We start from the raw sequence: 16,942 nt of genomic DNA, 5'->3' as shown, positions 1-16,942 counted from the left end.
CCTATGGAGCGCGTAGCTAAAATATCGGTCGTTGTACCCGTGTATTACGGAGAGCATACCCTAAAAGAACTCACGCAACGAGTGATCGCTACCTGTAAGACATTGGGAGCCGATCATGAGCTCATCTTGGTGAACGATGCGAGTCCCGATGCTTCCTGGGAGGTCATCAAACAATTACACCGAGAGGATCCGAAGGTACGCGGTATTAACTTCAGTCGGAATTTTGGTCAGCATTATGCGATCTCAGCGGGACTCGCAGCAGCGACCGGAGATTGGGTAGTGGTCATGGATTATGACCTGCAGGATGTGCCGGAAGCCATTCCCGACCTACTAAAGAAAGCCCAAGAAGGTTTTGATGTGGTGCTTGCAAAACGAGAGCAGCGCCAAGACGGATTCTTCAAGAAATTCTTCTCTCGAATGTTCTACAGCTTCCTGAGTTATCTTTCGGGAGCCCGATACGACGCCTCGGTGGCGAACTTCGGGATCTATCATAAGGAAGTGATCGCTTCGATCAACGCCTTGCCTGAAAAGAACCGATTCTTTCCATCCATGGTGAAATGGGTAGGATACAAGCAGACCGCCATAGGTGTGCCCCATGCGAAGCGTGAAGAAGGAACGTCTAGCTATACGTTAAAGAAACTGTTCAATCTGTCGCTGGATATTATATTGTCATATTCTGACAAGCCTTTGCGGCTAACCATCAAGTTAGGCCTTATAATCACGGTATTGGCCTCTCTTTTCGCCTGTGTGCAATTGTACAAATGGTATCAGGGAGAGATCGAAGTGCTGGGATACACCTCATTGATCCTTTCTTTGTGGTTCCTTTCAGGGATCATTATCCTGATCCTGGGCGTGGTAGGTTTGTACATAGGGAAGATCTTTGAGAACGTAAAGGATAGGCCCACCTACATTGTAAAAGAACGACTATGAAGGTGACATGCTACGTAGTAGGAGAGAAAGGTTACAGCGCGTTACAAGCGCTGCAGGGAGCATGCAGAAACGTCATCGATACGGTGGTAATAGGGACGGATTCCGGCGTCAAGGACGACTATTCCAAAAAGATTGAAGCCTATTGCAAAGCATCAGATTTTAATGCAACCTACAATGATGCGCCCACTGAAGCATCCAATGTGCTTATAGCTATGGGTTGGCGCAGGTTGATCCATCCACTGCCCGGGCAACAGCTCATTGTATTACATGATTCACTATTGCCAAAATACAGAGGCTTCAATCCGTTGGTCACTGCATTAATAGAGGGAGATACCGAGATAGGAGTTACGGCGCTCTTGGGTGAGGAAGCCTATGATACAGGAGCAATTATAGATGTAGAAAGGATCACCATTACGTATCCCATTACCATTGCGGAAGCGATCTCTAGAATAAGTAGCTGTTACGGTACCCTATTACAGCGGGTGTTGGAAAAAGTACTGGTTGACGATCTAAAGGCAGTCCCACAGGATGAATCTGAGGCAAGTTATAGTCTATGGAGGGATGCAAAGGACTATTTCGTGTCCTGGGACTGGCCCGCTCCTAAGATCGGGCGAATGATCGATGCAGTAGGATCGCCTTATGACGGAGCTAAAACATGGGCCGACGGTAAACAAATACGAATCATGAAAGCCACAGCCATCGACGATGTGCCCGTCGTGAACAGAGACATCGGCAAGGTATTGTTCAAGCATGACGGAAAACCCGTAGTGGTCTGCGGAGAAGGATTATTGCGCTTAGATGAAATGGCTACTATGGATTTTAAACCCATAGCATTTGATACCACCTTTAGAATTCGTTTTGGCCAATGAACATTCCATTCAATAAACCATATCTTTCGGGAAAGGAACTTACCTACATAGCAGATGCGCTCTCTCGCGGACACCTCTCGGGAAACGGATATTATTCACAGCAATGTCATCAGTTCTTTACCCATACGTATGGTTTTAAAAAGGCCTTGCTCACCACCAGTTGTACCGATGCCCTGGAAATGGCAGCACTTTTGCTCGATATACAACCCGGAGATGAGGTGATTATGCCCTCGTTTACGTTTGTCTCTACGGCCAATGCGTTTGAACTACGTGGTGCCGTGATCCGCTTCGTGGATTCCCAAACCGATCACCCCGGTATGGATGCTTCTCTGATAGCACCGCTTATCAATGAAAAGACCAAGGCCATCGTCGTGGTCCATTATGCCGGTGTTGCCTGCGATATGGATGCGATCATGCCCTTAGCCAATGCACATGATTTGTTTGTGGTAGAGGATGCTGCCCAAGCGATCGACAGCTACTACAAGGGCCGTGTGCTGGGAAGCCTTGGGCATTTAGGTGCCTTTTCCTTTCACGAGACCAAGAACATTCAGTGTGGCGAAGGGGGGTTGTTGACCATTAACGATGCTCGTTTTACCGAACGCGCCGAGATCCTTTGGGAGAAGGGCACTAACCGGAGTGCTTTTTTTCGCGGTGAAGTCGATAAATACGGATGGGTCGACATAGGGTCGTCGTTTTTACCCAGTGAATTAAATGCTGCCTATCTCTTCGGGCAACTAGAGTGTTTACAGGATATTCAGAACCGACGTAAACATATCTGGGAGCGCTATCATTCTGCTCTTTGTGATTGGGCTACCTTTCATGAAATAGCACAACCCAAGATTCCGGAACATACGACCAACAATGCGCATATGTACTATGTGGTGTGTAAGGACATTGAACAGCGCAGTTCGCTTATTCAACATTTAAAGGCGCTCGATATTTTAGCCGTATTCCATTATCAGTCGCTGCATAAGAGTCCGTATTTTAAAGCGAAGTACACAGGGGAAGCCCTAGCTGAAAGCGATCGCTATTCCGATTGTTTGCTGCGCTTACCGCTTTTTTACGAATTGGATGTGGATATTGTGATCAATGCCTTACTTGCTTATGAAGCCTAAATACGCCCAATATCTTATGTGGATCTTATATGGTGTGATCGCTATATATTCCTTGGCGGGTATCCTTTATTTTTCACAGCTACCCGTAGGTTCAGGCGATGAAGCCCTATTTATCAAAGACCTAAAACTCGTCGAACAACAAGGCTGGAATGCGGCGGTACGCAAGGGGATCTCCATTCCGTATATGCTAGTCGCAGTACCTGTTGCACAGGTGCTGGAAGGATATGTGGCACTTCGTTTGGTGAATGTGCTCTTGTTTCTTTTGCTAATTCTGTATTTCTTCAGCTATCGCAAGATTCGCGATCTTCACTTCTATGCCTTGGTCCTGTTCTTTTATGCCACGGTGGGTTATTTTCTATTGGGCGTGAACGATACCTTGTTTATTGTGTGCATGGTCGTATTCTATGCTGAAACGTATTTCTTGCTGGAGGGTGGTAAACGAGCTTCTTTCACTTTGGGAGCGGCGGCCTTGGTCGTTGCCTTTTTTACCCGCGAACTGCTCATTATCTTTGCGCCTGTTGTTTTGTTTTCCCTAGGGCTGTTGGTTCAGCGACAATGCATCGCATGGCGCAGCGTAAGACTGCCGGCCGTTCTCATCGGTATCTTTATACTGCTGAACCTGCCGTCCTTGCGAGCCGGTTCGGGACTTTCCTACGATGCCAAGCTTCCTCCGGAAGGCACCGAGGCCAATTGGGTACAACGACAGTATCTGGCACAACTTCAGGTTAATGAAGGTCGTTTGCCTGATTTTAATCATCCGAGTTGGGAGGAAACAGATGCCTACCTGGCCTCCAATGGGTTGGACGCGCTTCCAAAAGGGGTCCTTTCGGGACTTACGTTCGATCCGATGCTCACTGCAACGGAATTTGCCAAAGACCTTGTATACATTGTAACTTACAGCACACGACAAATTGGATTGTTGCTACCCATACTGCTGGTGCTGGGATTCCGTCAATGGATGCGCTCGCGTACCGTCACGCCTACGGGCTATGTTTCGCTGTTGCTTGCATGTATGATCCTTATCTTTGCACTTATCATCATTTCATTTGTGGAACTGCGATGGTTTGGTGCGTTGTTCCTGTTGGCTATTGTAGCGTATACAAGAGCCGTCAAGCAAGGAGCGCTTCCACGAATGATCGTAACCTTGCAGTCATTTGTAATAATTCTTATATGTTTGTACGGATTGTACGGCTTCTATCAAAAACTTAGTTAATTGGCAGCTTCAAAAAAAATAGTAGTACTGGTTCCCGATGGCACCGGAGTTAAGAATTATCTGTATTCCGGTGTCTTTACAACCGGAGAGGCTTCGTTGGTCCTTCTGCATAACTTCGACCCCGATACCGTAGCGACTCTTGCACAACACGTCCCGTTTGATGTTGAAATGCAATTACCTTCTTATACAGAAAAAAAGCGCGAGAAGTTTCTGCGAGAACTCATACATCTGTCGCGTATCCGATGGAATGCAACACAGGTGAAGAATCCAACCATTCATGTTTTCTCCAGGCACAATGCACGCACTTTGAAACAAAAGGCCTTTTATGCCCTGGTGCGAACCGCCGCACGCTTTGTGCGTTCATATACGCGCATTCTCTCGCTGGAAGCGCGGTATGCTGCCATGCTTCGAAAGAATCCTTTTTATCACACCATTCAGGATGCGTTGCGGAAACAAGCTCCGGATCTGGTGTTTTGTACGCATCAACGTGCCCTAAAGGCACCCGCAGTCTTTGCAGCTGCTTCCGATCTTGGGATCCCGACAGCCACGGTGATCTATTCGTGGGATAATATTCCTAAAGCTCGGCTTGCACTGCGAGCAGATCGCTATCTGGTGTGGTCCCCACATATGGGGCAGGAACTGCAACAATTCTATCCCGAGATACCTGCCGAACGAATTGAGGTTACCGGAACGCCACAATTCGAATTCTATAAGGATGCGTCCAATATCCTTCCGAAGGAAACATTCTATGCGCGTTATGGTCTGGATCCGGATAAAAAGTTGATTTGTTTTTCCGGGGATGATGTACGTACGTCACCCCACGATCCAAAGTACTTGGAGGACCTCGCCGAAGCACTTACCGTAAGCGGTATGGCAACTTCAACCCAACTAATTTTCAGACGCTGTCCTGTCGATCTTTCCGGTCGGTATGACGCTGTATTGAAAAAATATCCCAACCTTATTGTACCCATGCCACCCCTCTGGCATCAGCGTGCCATTGGCTGGTCGGCAGTATATCCCGACTACGAGGATGTAAAGCTGCTGGTTAGTCTTGCGTATTACGCCGATCTTGTGATCAATGTAGGCTCTACCATGGCCTTCGATTTTGGGATGTTCGGGAAACCCTGTGCATATATCAACTATGACACCGTGGAAGATCCTAATTGGTCGGTGAACACTATTTATAAATATCAGCATTTTCGGAGTATGCCATCACCAAAAGCCGTATTTTGGCTTCATGATCGGGAGCAGATCGCTTCGGTAGTTGGTACAGCTCTGGAACAACCGGAGACGGCAATTCGTGAATGGTTCAACACGATCGTGGCCTATCCTGACACCGCTTCCGAACAAATTAGAAAAGCGTTACTATAATGCATATCGTATTTCTTTCTCATGAATATCCTCTGTGGTCCTCCGGTGGCATTGGGAGCTTTTTGCAAACCTTCGGACGGGCGCTGGTGGCACGAGGGCATAACGTGTCTGTAGTTGGCGCGGGGAAAGAATCGGAGGAAGTGTATCTGGAGGATGAAGGTGTTCGCCTGTATCGCCTTCCGAAGCAACAAAAAGGCATCCTTCCGGAATTTATCCACAATGCGATCCATTTAAACAAAAAACTACAGGCGCTACACACCCGGGAACCCATTGATATCATTGAGTCGGCAGAATTAGGGTTGGCATTGCTCTACGCATCGCATCCGGCGAGAAAGGTGATCCGCTTACACGGCGGACATCATTTCTTTTCGGAAGCGGAAAACAGAGGTATCCATTGGCGTAAGGATCTGTTAGAAAAACGATCTTTCCGAAAAGCGGATGGATTTATTGCGGTTTCAAAATACGTACAATCGCATACGGCCAACTACCTTAGTTATCACAATAAACCCGTAACCGTGATCAATCATCCGGTGGATATTCCGAATCATTTGCCCAGCGAGATCCCTGTAAAGAAAAGTCTTTTGTTTGCCGGAACCATCTGTGAGAAAAAGGGAGTACGGCAACTCATTGAAGCTTTTACAATGGTACGCAAGCAATATCCGGACTATCGGTTGGATCTCTTCGGAAGGGATTGGTACTATCCCAACGGCGATTCGTACATCGCGCGATTGCGGGATACCTACGATGCTTCCTATTTTGAACAAGTAACCTTCCACGGAAGCATTCCGCGTGACGCCTTAAATGTGCGTTATGCCGAAGCCACCGTGTGTGTATTTCCATCGCATATGGAGACACAAGGTTTGGTGACCTTGGAAGCCATGGCGTTGGAAAAGCCGGTGATCTTTTCACAATATGGACCCGGCCCTGAAACGATCGAGCACGGAAAGACGGGATTGTTATGTGATGTGTATGACCCTAACGATATCGCGGCAAAGATCCTATGGTGTATCGAACACCCTGAAGCCGCCCGAGCACTTGGGCAACAGGCAGGGAAACGGGTGCGCGAACACTACCATAAAAACACTATTTTAGAGGAGAACCTATCGTTTTATTCATCCCTGATCTCATGAAGCTTGCTGTGATCACACATACTCCGCATTTTAAGAAGGACGGTAAACTCTATGCCTACGGACCGTATGTGCGGGAGATGAATCTTTGGTTCAAACATGCCGATACAGTATTGCTCGTAGCTCCACTGCGGAAGGATAGCCCGGACGCCATTCATGAAGCTTATGCATCGCCGAATGTACGGTTACATGAGATCCCCGCTATTTCCTTTATCTCTTTATCTGAAGGTTTGCTAGCGTTGTTTCGGCTCCCGGTGATAAAATGGAAGATCTTTCAGGCCATGCGAAAGGCAGATCATATTCACCTGCGATGTCCGGGAACGATAGGTCTGGTAGGCTGTATGATGCAGCCCCTCTTTCCGAAGCGACCCAAGACGGCTAAGTATGCAGGGAATTGGGATCCTCAGGCAAAACAGCCCTTTAGTTATCGCCTACAGAGATGGATCCTTAAGAATACCTTCCTTACACGCAATATGAAGGTATTGGTCTATGGAGATTGGCCAAAACAGACCTCCAATATAAAGCCCTTCTTTACCGCCAGTTACCCCAAACAGAAGATCGAGGCAGTACGAATACCAAGTTTCAAACCGCCGTTTCGCTTGTTATATGTAGGGGGGCTCACACCGGGGAAGCGACCTCAGTATGCCGTGGCGCTTTTAGAAGCCTTACGGGCTAGAGGTTTTGAATGTACATTGGATATGTATGGTGACGGGTCTGAGCGAGACAGCCTTGCTGCCTATCTCGAGGTACATCAGCTTACAGGTCTGGTCACCCTTCATGGGAATCAGCCGCCGTCGATTGTAACGAACGCCTATAAACAAAGTCATCTGCTGCTTTTACCCTCGCGTTCGGAAGGATGGCCCAAGGTGGTGGCCGAAGCCATGTTTTGGGGCATAGTTCCGGTCGTCTCACGAGTATCCTGTGTGCCTTGGATGTTGGACGAGGGCAAGCGCGGTATTCTGTTGGAGATGAACCTGGATGAAGATGCAGCGAACTTAGAGACACATGTGCAACAGCCCATGGTTTTACAGGAAATGGCCCGAAAGGCACAGGAATGGTCGCATCAATATACCTTAGATGCCTTTGAGAACGAACTAAAAAAGATGTTGCGATGAGAGTGCTACAAGTAATCGATTCTTTGGATGCAGGAGGGGCGGAGCGTATGGCCGTCACACTGGCCAATGCCTTGAGCCGTACCTCCCATGATTCTTTTTTGTGTGCCACGCGTAAAGAAGGGCTATTGAAAGCAACCTTAGCGCCCGAGGTAGGATATGTATTTCTCAACAAGCGAACTGCTTACGATGTGCTGGCGCTCCAAAAACTCGTGCGGTTTATACATCGCCACAAGATAGAAGTGGTTCATGCCCATTCCAGCAGTTACTTCTTTGCCACACTCGCAAAGAAGATGAGCCCGGGTGTCCGATTGGTATGGCATGATCATTACGGGGATAGTGAACATGTGTCACAGCGCAGGTTCAAAGTATTGAAATATTGTTCCCGTTACTTTGATGGTATTATTTCTGTGAATGAGACATTGAAGGCGTGGGCGCTTGAACAGTTGCACTGTAGCCATGTGAACTACCTGCAGAACTTCGTGAGTATTGATAACGTAGAAGCCACTGAGGACCACTTACCGGGGGAAGAAGGATATCGTTTGCTTTGTTTGGCCAATCTACGTTCCCAAAAGGATCATCTTAACCTCTTAACTGCATATAAGCTCGTCCTGCCACAGTATCCCAATGTCACACTGCACTTGGTGGGTGCTCGTCAGGAAGCTGCTTATGTGCAATCGTTGGAAGACTATGTTAAATCGAACGAATTGACGGGTGTGTACTTTTACGGAGCACAAGGAAATGTACTGTCACTGCTTCGTATGGCAGATATAGGCATCCTTTCTTCCCGTTCCGAAGGACTTCCCGTTGCATTATTGGAATATGGGATGGCTGGTCTTCCGGTCGTATGTACCCGAGTTGGGCAATGCCCCGAAGTCGTGGGCGATCGTGGCCTATTGGTGCCTTCCCAAGACCCTGAAGCATTAGCAACGGGCATCCGGCAATTGTTGGAGGATCAAGCAATGCGCGATGCCCTCGCACATAAATTTCAGCAACATATAAAAAAAACCTATAGTTTTGAGGCAGTCTTGCCTATCTTGTTGCGTATGTATACTTCATGAGAAAGATAAAACCCATAAAGAAGATTACCTATATCCAATTGCTCCTGTTGCATATTGGAATGGCGTTTGCGATCTACTTGGTAGAAGCGACATCCAAATTCTTTCTTTTCGGGGCTGTGGTGTATTTTCTGTATCGTATCGTTTCCGGCGGAAATAAGAAAGATGAGGTGCTGTTGGCGGCGGCTTATGTCATGGGATTTGAGGTGTTTTCCAGAATGACAGGTGGGGCGTTTACCTATGAGTTCGCAAAGTTTGCGGTGATCGGGTTTTTGGTTCTGGGGATGTTCCTAAAAGGATTCACGAGGCGCTCTTGGCCGTATGTCTTTTACATTCTTTTTCTCGTACCCGGCATTCTATTTTCGGCGATCAACCTCAATTATTCTACCGATTTTATGAACGCCATTAGTTTTAACTTGAGCGGACCCTTGTGTTTGGCGATCTCAGCCCTGTATTGCTATAACCGAAAGATGCCTGCCGAACGGCTTAATCAGATCTTATTGGCGGCCTTATTGCCCATAATAGCCATGGCTGCCTATTTGTATGTCTACACGCCTAACATACGGGATGTATTGACCGGCACCCAATCTAATTTTGAAGCCTCCGGGGGCTTCGGACCTAATCAGGTATCGACCATCTTAGGATTAGGGATGTTCATACTCTTCAGCCGGTTGCTTACCATTAAGAGCAGGCTGGTTAATCTTATTGATCTCTGTTTGTTGATCTTCGTGAGTTACCGAGGTATAGTCACTTTTTCGAGAGGGGGTGTGATCACGGCAGGGGTGTGTGCCCTCATCTTTTTTAGCTATTACTTCTATAAAGCCAATGTAAGGGAGCGCTCCTCTCTGTTGCCAAAAGCCGCTATCATTGCAGGATGTATTGTAGTCACCTGGGTCTTCACATCCATCTCAACCTACGGTCTTATCGATAAGCGGTATGCCAATCAGGATGCTGCGGGGCGCGAAAAGGAAGATGTCACTACCGGGAGGGCTGAGCTGGTGACAGGCGAGGTGAAGACCTTTTTGGAACATCCGTTTACCGGAATTGGCGTGGGGAAGATACGCGAGTTCCGTAAAGAAAAGACAGGGCGTATCGTAGCCACACACAGTGAGATAAGTCGTATCCTGTCGGAGCACGGCGTCTTCGGATTGTTTGCACTTATGGTGCTGGTGTTCACCCCCTTGCTGTTTCGAATTAGGGATCGGTCGAATCTGTATTTCTTTGCCTTTTTTATCTTTTGGTTCCTCACGATCAATCACTCTTCCATGCGAATTGCTGCACCGGCCTTTATATATGGCCTTTGTCTAATCTCAATCATCGATGTCAAGAAGAAACCTGCTCTACATAGGAAATAAGCTGTCCAAAAAAGGAAGTACGGTAACCTCTATCGAGACATTGGGCACTCTGTTGGAAAAGGAAGGTTTTGTGGTGCGAACAGCGTCTTCGGTGTCACATAAAATGCTTCGGATGTTGGACATGTTGTGGAAGACCCTGCGCTATGCGCCAACCTCCTCTGTTGTCTTGATCGATACCTATAGTACTCAGAATTTTTATTATGCCGTCGCGGTTGCCCGTCTGTGTCGAATGTTACAGGTGCCCTATATCCCCATCCTGCGGGGTGGCGATCTACCGCAACGCCTTAAGAAAAGCCCTCATTTATCCCGAAAGCTCTTCACAGGAGCGAAGACGAATGTTTGTCCGTCGCAGTATCTGCTTGAAGCCTTTAAAACTTCAGGATATAAGAACCTCACCTTCATTCCGAACACACTGGAACTGGATCAATATCCCTTTGTGCTTCGGAAGGAGATACAACCAAGATTGTTATGGGTGCGTTCTTTTTCAGAAATCTACCATCCGAAACTTGCATTGGACGTACTCGAACAATTGATAACGATGGGATTCGATGCACAGTTATGTATGGTAGGGCCGGAGAAGGACGGATCGCTGGAGCGATGTAAAGCGATCGCAAGAGATAAGGGGTTGCCGGTGATCTTCACCGGATTGCTAAAGAAAGAAGCATGGGTGGACCGGGCCAAGGAATATGATATTTTTATAAATACCACCAACTTCGACAATACCCCGGTAAGTGTCCTGGAGGCGATGGCCCTTGGCTTACCTGTAATTTCGACAAATGTAGGCGGTATCCCGCACCTGCTTACCCACGAGGAAGATGCACTGTTGGTACCACCTAACGATGCAAATGCCTTCACGAAGACCGTGGTGCAAGTGCTCGCCGATGCATCCTTGGCGAGCAAATTATCCCGCAATGGAAGAGCGAAGGTAACTGCCTTCGATTGGCAAGTTGTTAAACAAGCGTGGGTTACCCTTTTAAACCAATAAATAAATAGCTACATTTATCGAGCTAAACCCAACCCCATGTCCCAGAAGTCGAATATCCATTTTGATATTTCCGAACGTAAGATCTTGCTCCGTCTTTTTGATATCGCATCCGTACTCTCTGCATTGTATTTGGTAGGCTTGGTGTTCAATTTTGATTATTTTAAGATCAATGCTGATCACTGGGTTTGGTCGATCGTTTTGGCGGTATACCTTACCATATTTGCCACCATTTTCGAATTGTACAACCTTCAAAAGGCCAGCAAGTTTGAAGTGGTCGTGCAAAACATCATTCTTACGTCATCGGTCACGGTCCTCTTTTACCTACTCACTCCTTTTTTCACACCTGCCTTACCTGCCAATCGATTACAGATCATCTACTTCTATATTGCCATCAATCTATCGTTATTTCTATGGCGCTATGCCTATATCGTCTTAATATCTGCGCCACGGTTCTTTAAAAAGGTGGTGTTGGTAGGCAATGCACGTGAATTAGACATCATCATCGAATCGCTACAACGCTCCGATCCTAATTACAAGGTAATTGGTTATATCAATACCGATTCGGTTCGCTATATTTCTGAAAAGTATCCCGGACTTCATGATATTCAAATTTTAAACGTAGCAGATACCTTGTCGGAACTAGGGATCTCTGAAATTGTCGTAGCTACCCCACATACCTCCGGAATGACCGTAGAACTCTACAATGAGCTAATTGCCCTGTTAGAGAACGGGATTGCGATACGGGAATATACCCAAGTTTACGAAGAGATAAACCGTCGCGTGCCGGTGCAGCATGTTGACAAGGATTTCTACCGTTATTTCCCTTTCAGCCGAAGCAATCAGAACAAACTATACCTGTTTTTTCATCGGGTTTTAGACCTGCTTTTTTCCTTGATAGGGCTGGTTTTCGGTCTCGTGATCTTTCCCCTCATTCTTATAGGAAATCTCTTCGCCAACAGAGGTCCGTTGTTCTATACACAGATGCGGGTAGGTAGGAATGGAAGGCATTTCAGGATCTATAAATTGCGAAGCATGGTGCGCGATGCCGAGAAACACGGTGCACAGTTCGCAGAACACAAGGACGTACGTGTCACTAAGTTCGGACGCTTCTTACGTAGGTCTCGTTTCGATGAGATACCGCAATTCATCAATGTGATAAAAGGGGATATGAGCGTGATAGGTCCCCGGCCGGAACGGCCTGTATTTGTAAAGGAACTTTCAGAAAAGATCCCATTTTACGAAGTGCGGCATTTGGTGAAACCGGGAGTGACCGGCTGGGCACAGGTGAACGCCAAGTACGGGATGACCCAGGAGGATGCTTTGGAGAAATTACAATACGATCTCTACTATATCAAGCGACGCAGCCTGTTCTTGGATATCAGTATTGTGATAAAAACCTTGAGTACCATCATTTTCTACAGGGGACAGTAACAGGATTGCAAGTTGCGCAAATTCACTAATTCACTCACTTTTCTACCACAATGTTAAAGCGTCTGTTTCTTCAGGTAGTTGATCACAAACACATAGCGTACGGCCATGGCAACAAAGAGGGGTATGAATGCGTAGGCAAATTCCTGTACCCCGGTGAACCAATGGATTACCACCATGATCAATAGTAATAATAAGAAAATGAGATAACGACGAAGCCATACAGGAGGGTTCCTTTTCGCCATATAGAAAGCCAATAGCAGGTTTACCGGAAAGGCCCACAACATATTGTAATTGTTCGCTGTGGCGGTGTGGTCTGTCGCCAGCCATAATAGCAATAGGAAGAATCCTATCAAACCTGTAACAAAGAATAAAATGCCGTCCAGTCTTCTGCAGCGTGTGTTCTTTCGAATGTCTTTCATCGTCATCCCGAGAATGAACATCGCTATAAGCATAAAAACGAACAACGGACTCGTAAAAAAGTGGGTGTTTTCTTCTTTAGGTGTATTTTGAAATAGCACCTTAGTTTCTGCAACAAGGGGTTGAGATCCGGCAGGTGTTTGTATCGTAGCTGCTTTTGCAGCTTCAAAGATGTATTCCGGAAGAAATTGATGTTCCCAAGGCGAAGCTTCTATGTCCACAACCGCTCCAATCGCCACATCCATGCCCAGGCTTCCCCAACTATTCCAATACACGTTTTGCTGGATCAATTCACGAAAGGTATGTGGTTCGTCAACATAGGTATCGGTATAATTGATGGCATCTCCGAGCGAAGCTACCAATACGTCGCGAATCTTCGTAGCACAATTATCGTAAAAGAAATCGTATTTGTAATATTGATTTTCCGGAAGCGCATTTTCCTGCAGGTAGTTGAAGACCGCACGTTTCTGCACATAAGAAAGTTCCAGTGTTTGTTCCTTCACCCACCGGTTTTGGGCGATGTACATCGCAAGGAAGGGTTCATAATAGCTTACGCCTAACTTATAGAGCAGTTTACCGCGGGCGAATTTTGTATAGAAATTGGGCGTATCGAAATCGTATACCCCGTAGTTATAAACAATGTCTATACCGTTGGCAGGGTCGTTGATCCGAAAGGCACTATGACCAAACTTATCATACAACTGCTCTCCGGGACCTACTGTTAAGATACTTACTTCTGCTGCTTCAGAAAGTGTAAATGATTGTGCAAAGACAGCACTTTTCAGAAATAAAAAAAACGCGAGAATGTAGAGTTTTTTCATAAAGGAAGAGGCCTTTTTTAAATTACTTCGGAAGGGATCATCTAAAGATGCTCCAATCCAATTTTACTGAAAACACATTGCTGTACAAGGCAGCACTTTGATCGCCAATATCGGTCAAGGCGTAATCTACTTGTATTCCCTTGTATTTGAAGCCCACACCTATGTTGGGTTGAAACCCTACCGAATCACTGCCGTCCAACTGTGTTATATTTTGAAAATTCCCTACGCCGCCACGCACAAAGACCATGTCAATATATCCAAATTCAAATCCAACGGCCGGATCGATGCTGGCAAAGGATGTCGAGACGATGTCATTGGTCTCTGCAAATCGGAAATTGAGGTCTACTTCCGTTAGTAAGGAAAAATCGTAGTGAAATATAAAAGTACGAGCAACTCCCAGTTGTAACTTAGGAATGGTGATCTCGGTATTTTCAGGAAGTTCTTGGTTTTGACCTTCGACCGCACCTGCGATATCGGCAAATTTCTCTTCGTCAATAGACCAGGCGTTAAAAGTAGTGGTGATGTCTCGCGCCATGAGCCCAAACTTCCAGTCATTCTTTTCAAACTGTATGCCTGCATCCAGACCAAACCCCCAAGAGGAGGCGAAATCACCAATGATCCGGCGGATCACCTTGGCGTTCACTCCAAAATTGAGTCCGTCAAGCGGCAACCTTCTGGCGTAGGAAAACGTAAGTCCGTAATCGGCCGTAGAGAATAAACTAATTCGGTTATAATCGATATTACCCTGTTCATCGATCAATTGCGTTGTGTTCAGGATATCATCCACCCCAAAGCGTATCACAGAGAAACCCACAGCACTTTCATTATCAAGTGGCATGGCGAAGCCGGCATAATCATAGTTTGCGATGTTGGCAAAGTAGGAAGCATGCATGAGGGAGAGTTCCTTTTCTTCCAAATTTACGAGTCCGGCAGGATTCCAGTAGACCGAATTCACATCTTTGGTAGAAGCCACCACGGCATTTGCCATTCCGAAAGCAGCCGCATCGACCCCAATATTCATAAATTCGTTAGAGTACTTACGAACCGTTTGAGCTACTGTGGTGAGCGAAATAAAAAATAAAATGAAAAGGGCCTTCTTTTTCAAGCGTTTAATTTTGCGCAAATATCTCACTATTTTACAGAATACTAAACTATATTTTTGGCGACATATTGTACAATTATAGGGTTAGACGCGAATACTTTCCTATTTTTACAGTATTGATCAAAAATTATGGTAAAACAGATCCCAAATATCATCACATCGCTTAATCTGCTATGTGGTTGTGTGGCCATTTTATTCGCGATTTCCGGCGATATGGTAACGGCAGCATTCTTTGTTTTCTTCGGAATCTTCTTCGATTTCTTCGATGGTCTCGCGGCGAGACTCTTAAAAGCTCAAAGCAAAGTAGGTCTTGAACTCGACTCTCTGGCCGATGTTGTGACAAGTGGGGTGGCACCTGCCTTGGTGATGGTCCAGTTGTTGCATTTGTCTTTCTTCGGTACCGAACTATCCATCACCACGATGTTCGATGAAGGGGCTTGGAACAGTTCCTTGCGTATGTACTTGCCCTTTGTAGGATTGCTCATAGCTGTTGCATCGGCGTACCGACTGGCAAAGTTTAATGTGGATACGAGGCAAACGACAAGTTTTATCGGATTACCCACACCGGCGAACGCCTTGCTTATTCTAAGTATTCCGTTGATCCTACATTTTCAATTTACGGAAGCCGCCGCTTCCGTATTGTTGCATCCTTGGTTTCTTATGGGGCTCACCGCCGTAAGCTGCTTTTTACTGAACGCCGAACTCCCGTTATTCGCTCTTAAGTTCAAGAGCTGGGACCTGAAATCGAATGCCTTGCGGTATATCTTTCTGGCGGGTTGCGTGTTGGCAATTGTGTTGCTTCGGTTTATAGCGATCCCCGTGATCATTGTGTGGTATATGGTATTGTCGCTGTTTTGGAAGCAGCCACTAGCAGCACACTAACGCCATGGTAATGTTCGGCGGAAAATCAGGAGATTCCTGAGTATCCTTTATTCTTTTATCAGCTTAAGTGTAATACTGCGCTTTCCGGAAGTAATGGTACAAAAGTAAATGCCACTTTCTTTGCCTGTCATGTCAAGTACTGTTCTGTTTTCCCCGGGGACCACTTCCTTTAAATCCTTGCGTTGTATCTCACGACCCAATAGATCGTGCACCATTATAGTGACCGGACTTGAATCGGGGACTGTAAAAGCGAGGGTAGTTGTCTTTTCGAACGGATTAGGGAAACTGATCCCTTCCAATCCATTATGTGAAGCGGCCAAGTCCGGCACACTCAGGAGACGTTCCAATGAGCGATCCACACATTCAAAACCGGCGATCCCATTGGGGTTGTAAATACTGAAACCTTCACTTTGGGTGAGTGCCCAGATATTTCCGAAGGAATCCACTTCAATATCTTCCACTTGCTTGTGCGCCAACGGAGAGTCTGCTGCCAGGAAGGTGGTAAAAGTAGTGCCCGTCCCGTCGAAGTAAGAAATTCCACCATAGTACGGCCAGATTTGCGTATTATGCGCACTTATATAAATGCTATCATTGCTGTCAATATCGATCGCAGTGACATAGTCTGCTGCGATATTGCTGTTCGTTGTGTTCCAGTTGGTCCATGTGCTTCCGTCGTATTTCCAAAGTCCTGTTGTTGTGGCCAACCACATAGCATTGGTGCTGTCAAACTGAATGTCCTGTACATGTTCAATTCCCTGAGGAGTGAGGTCCATGGTTGTCCATGCACCTGCTTCGTAAATATCGATCCCTTGGTAATGACCAATGTACATCTTCGTTCCGTATCCTGTTAGGCAAATGGGGGCACCCGTTAAGCCATTGGAAAGATCGAACAGTGTCCAAGTGTTATCTACTTTATCATACATAAAAGTATTGACCCCCGAGCCTCGTATAAACACATGTCCGTCTGTGGTAGCCTCTATTTCTTCAGGAAATTGAAGTGCGGGATGGGAGTTGGTATTGTCCCAGATCACCCAAGCATTGTAGTCCTGATAGTCGCCGTTGGGTATTTGTATGGCATAGCCTGAAGTGCCGCTGTAGGTAAACCAAATATCGCCGTCGCCATCCTCAGTGGTCGATGTACCAATGGTGGTTTG

Annotated in this window: 15 protein-coding genes; 12 read left to right on the top strand and 3 right to left on the bottom strand. The window is 46.5% G+C overall.

Annotated elements, in window-relative coordinates; translation table 11 throughout:
* Nucleotides 1-3 precede the first annotated feature (3 nt).
* From AACZ11_RS10435 to AACZ11_RS10385, 11 genes are read left to right on the top strand one after another with little or no spacing between them, the layout of a single operon-like run.
* Complete coding sequence (locus AACZ11_RS10435) at nt 4-930, top strand: glycosyltransferase family 2 protein (RefSeq protein ID WP_339832387.1); 927 nt, start codon at nt 4-6, stop codon at nt 928-930.
* Complete coding sequence (locus AACZ11_RS10430) at nt 927-1,799, top strand: formyltransferase family protein (protein WP_290627198.1); 873 nt, start codon at nt 927-929, stop codon at nt 1,797-1,799. Before AACZ11_RS10435 ends, AACZ11_RS10430 begins: the two co-directional genes overlap by 4 nt.
* Complete coding sequence (gene rffA, locus AACZ11_RS10425; RefSeq protein ID WP_290627196.1) at nt 1,796-2,914, top strand: dTDP-4-amino-4,6-dideoxygalactose transaminase; 1,119 nt, start codon at nt 1,796-1,798, stop codon at nt 2,912-2,914. Before AACZ11_RS10430 ends, rffA begins: the two co-directional genes overlap by 4 nt.
* Nucleotides 2,904-4,127: a hypothetical protein gene (locus AACZ11_RS10420; protein ID WP_290627194.1), complete on the top strand. Its 1,224-nt coding sequence runs from the start codon at nt 2,904-2,906 to the stop codon at nt 4,125-4,127. The genes rffA and AACZ11_RS10420 overlap by 11 nt, the downstream gene beginning before the upstream one ends.
* A complete protein-coding gene (locus AACZ11_RS10415; protein ID WP_290627192.1) occupies nt 4,128-5,498 on the top strand; it encodes a UDP-glycosyltransferase in 1,371 nt (456 codons plus the stop codon).
* Entirely contained in the window at nt 5,498-6,628 is a 1,131-nt protein-coding gene (locus tag AACZ11_RS10410) for a glycosyltransferase family 4 protein (RefSeq protein WP_290627190.1), read from the top strand. The genes AACZ11_RS10415 and AACZ11_RS10410 overlap by 1 nt, the downstream gene beginning before the upstream one ends.
* Nucleotides 6,625-7,740 (top strand): glycosyltransferase, encoded by a 1,116-nt coding sequence (locus tag AACZ11_RS10405; protein WP_290627188.1) that lies wholly within the window; start codon nt 6,625-6,627, stop codon nt 7,738-7,740. The genes AACZ11_RS10410 and AACZ11_RS10405 overlap by 4 nt, the downstream gene beginning before the upstream one ends.
* The gene (locus AACZ11_RS10400; RefSeq protein ID WP_290627186.1) at nt 7,737-8,798 is read left to right on the top strand and encodes a glycosyltransferase; all 1,062 of its coding nucleotides are present in this window, start codon (nt 7,737-7,739) and stop codon (nt 8,796-8,798) included. The genes AACZ11_RS10405 and AACZ11_RS10400 overlap by 4 nt, the downstream gene beginning before the upstream one ends.
* Nucleotides 8,795-10,150 carry an O-antigen ligase family protein gene (locus AACZ11_RS10395; RefSeq protein ID WP_290627184.1) on the top strand — a complete coding sequence of 452 codons (1,356 nt, stop codon included), beginning with the start codon at nt 8,795-8,797 and terminating at the stop codon, nt 10,148-10,150. Before AACZ11_RS10400 ends, AACZ11_RS10395 begins: the two co-directional genes overlap by 4 nt.
* A complete protein-coding gene (locus tag AACZ11_RS10390; RefSeq protein ID WP_290627182.1) occupies nt 10,116-11,135 on the top strand; it encodes a glycosyltransferase family 4 protein in 1,020 nt (339 codons plus the stop codon). The genes AACZ11_RS10395 and AACZ11_RS10390 overlap by 35 nt, the downstream gene beginning before the upstream one ends.
* Nucleotides 11,136-11,171: 36 nt before the next feature.
* A complete protein-coding gene (locus tag AACZ11_RS10385) occupies nt 11,172-12,566 on the top strand; it encodes a sugar transferase (protein WP_290627180.1) in 1,395 nt (464 codons plus the stop codon).
* Nucleotides 12,567-12,619: 53 nt separating this feature from the next.
* Here the strand turns inward: AACZ11_RS10385 and AACZ11_RS10380 are convergent, their stop codons facing one another.
* Both AACZ11_RS10380 and AACZ11_RS10375 read right to left on the bottom strand, forming a co-directional pair.
* Nucleotides 12,620-13,804, bottom strand: a complete 1,185-nt coding sequence (locus tag AACZ11_RS10380) for a DUF4105 domain-containing protein (protein ID WP_290627178.1) — start codon at nt 13,802-13,804, stop codon at nt 12,620-12,622.
* A gap of 37 nt (nt 13,805-13,841) precedes the next feature.
* A complete protein-coding gene (locus AACZ11_RS10375; RefSeq protein ID WP_290627223.1) occupies nt 13,842-14,825 on the bottom strand; it encodes a PorV/PorQ family protein in 984 nt (327 codons plus the stop codon).
* 210 nt (nt 14,826-15,035) lie between these two features.
* On the opposite strand from AACZ11_RS10375, the gene AACZ11_RS10370 reads away from it, so the two are divergent.
* Nucleotides 15,036-15,788 carry a CDP-alcohol phosphatidyltransferase family protein gene (locus tag AACZ11_RS10370; RefSeq protein WP_290627176.1) on the top strand — a complete coding sequence of 251 codons (753 nt, stop codon included), beginning with the start codon at nt 15,036-15,038 and terminating at the stop codon, nt 15,786-15,788.
* Between the two features lie 47 nt (nt 15,789-15,835).
* Here the strand turns inward: AACZ11_RS10370 and AACZ11_RS10365 are convergent.
* Nucleotides 15,836-16,942 (bottom strand): T9SS type A sorting domain-containing protein (locus AACZ11_RS10365; protein ID WP_290627174.1); only part of this gene is annotated, 1,107 nt, incomplete at its 5' end.

It is taken from the genome of uncultured Altibacter sp. (assembly GCF_963972995.1).
GTDB lineage: Bacteria > Bacteroidota > Bacteroidia > Flavobacteriales > Flavobacteriaceae > Altibacter.
This window is presented reverse-complemented; position numbering and strand designations above follow the sequence as displayed.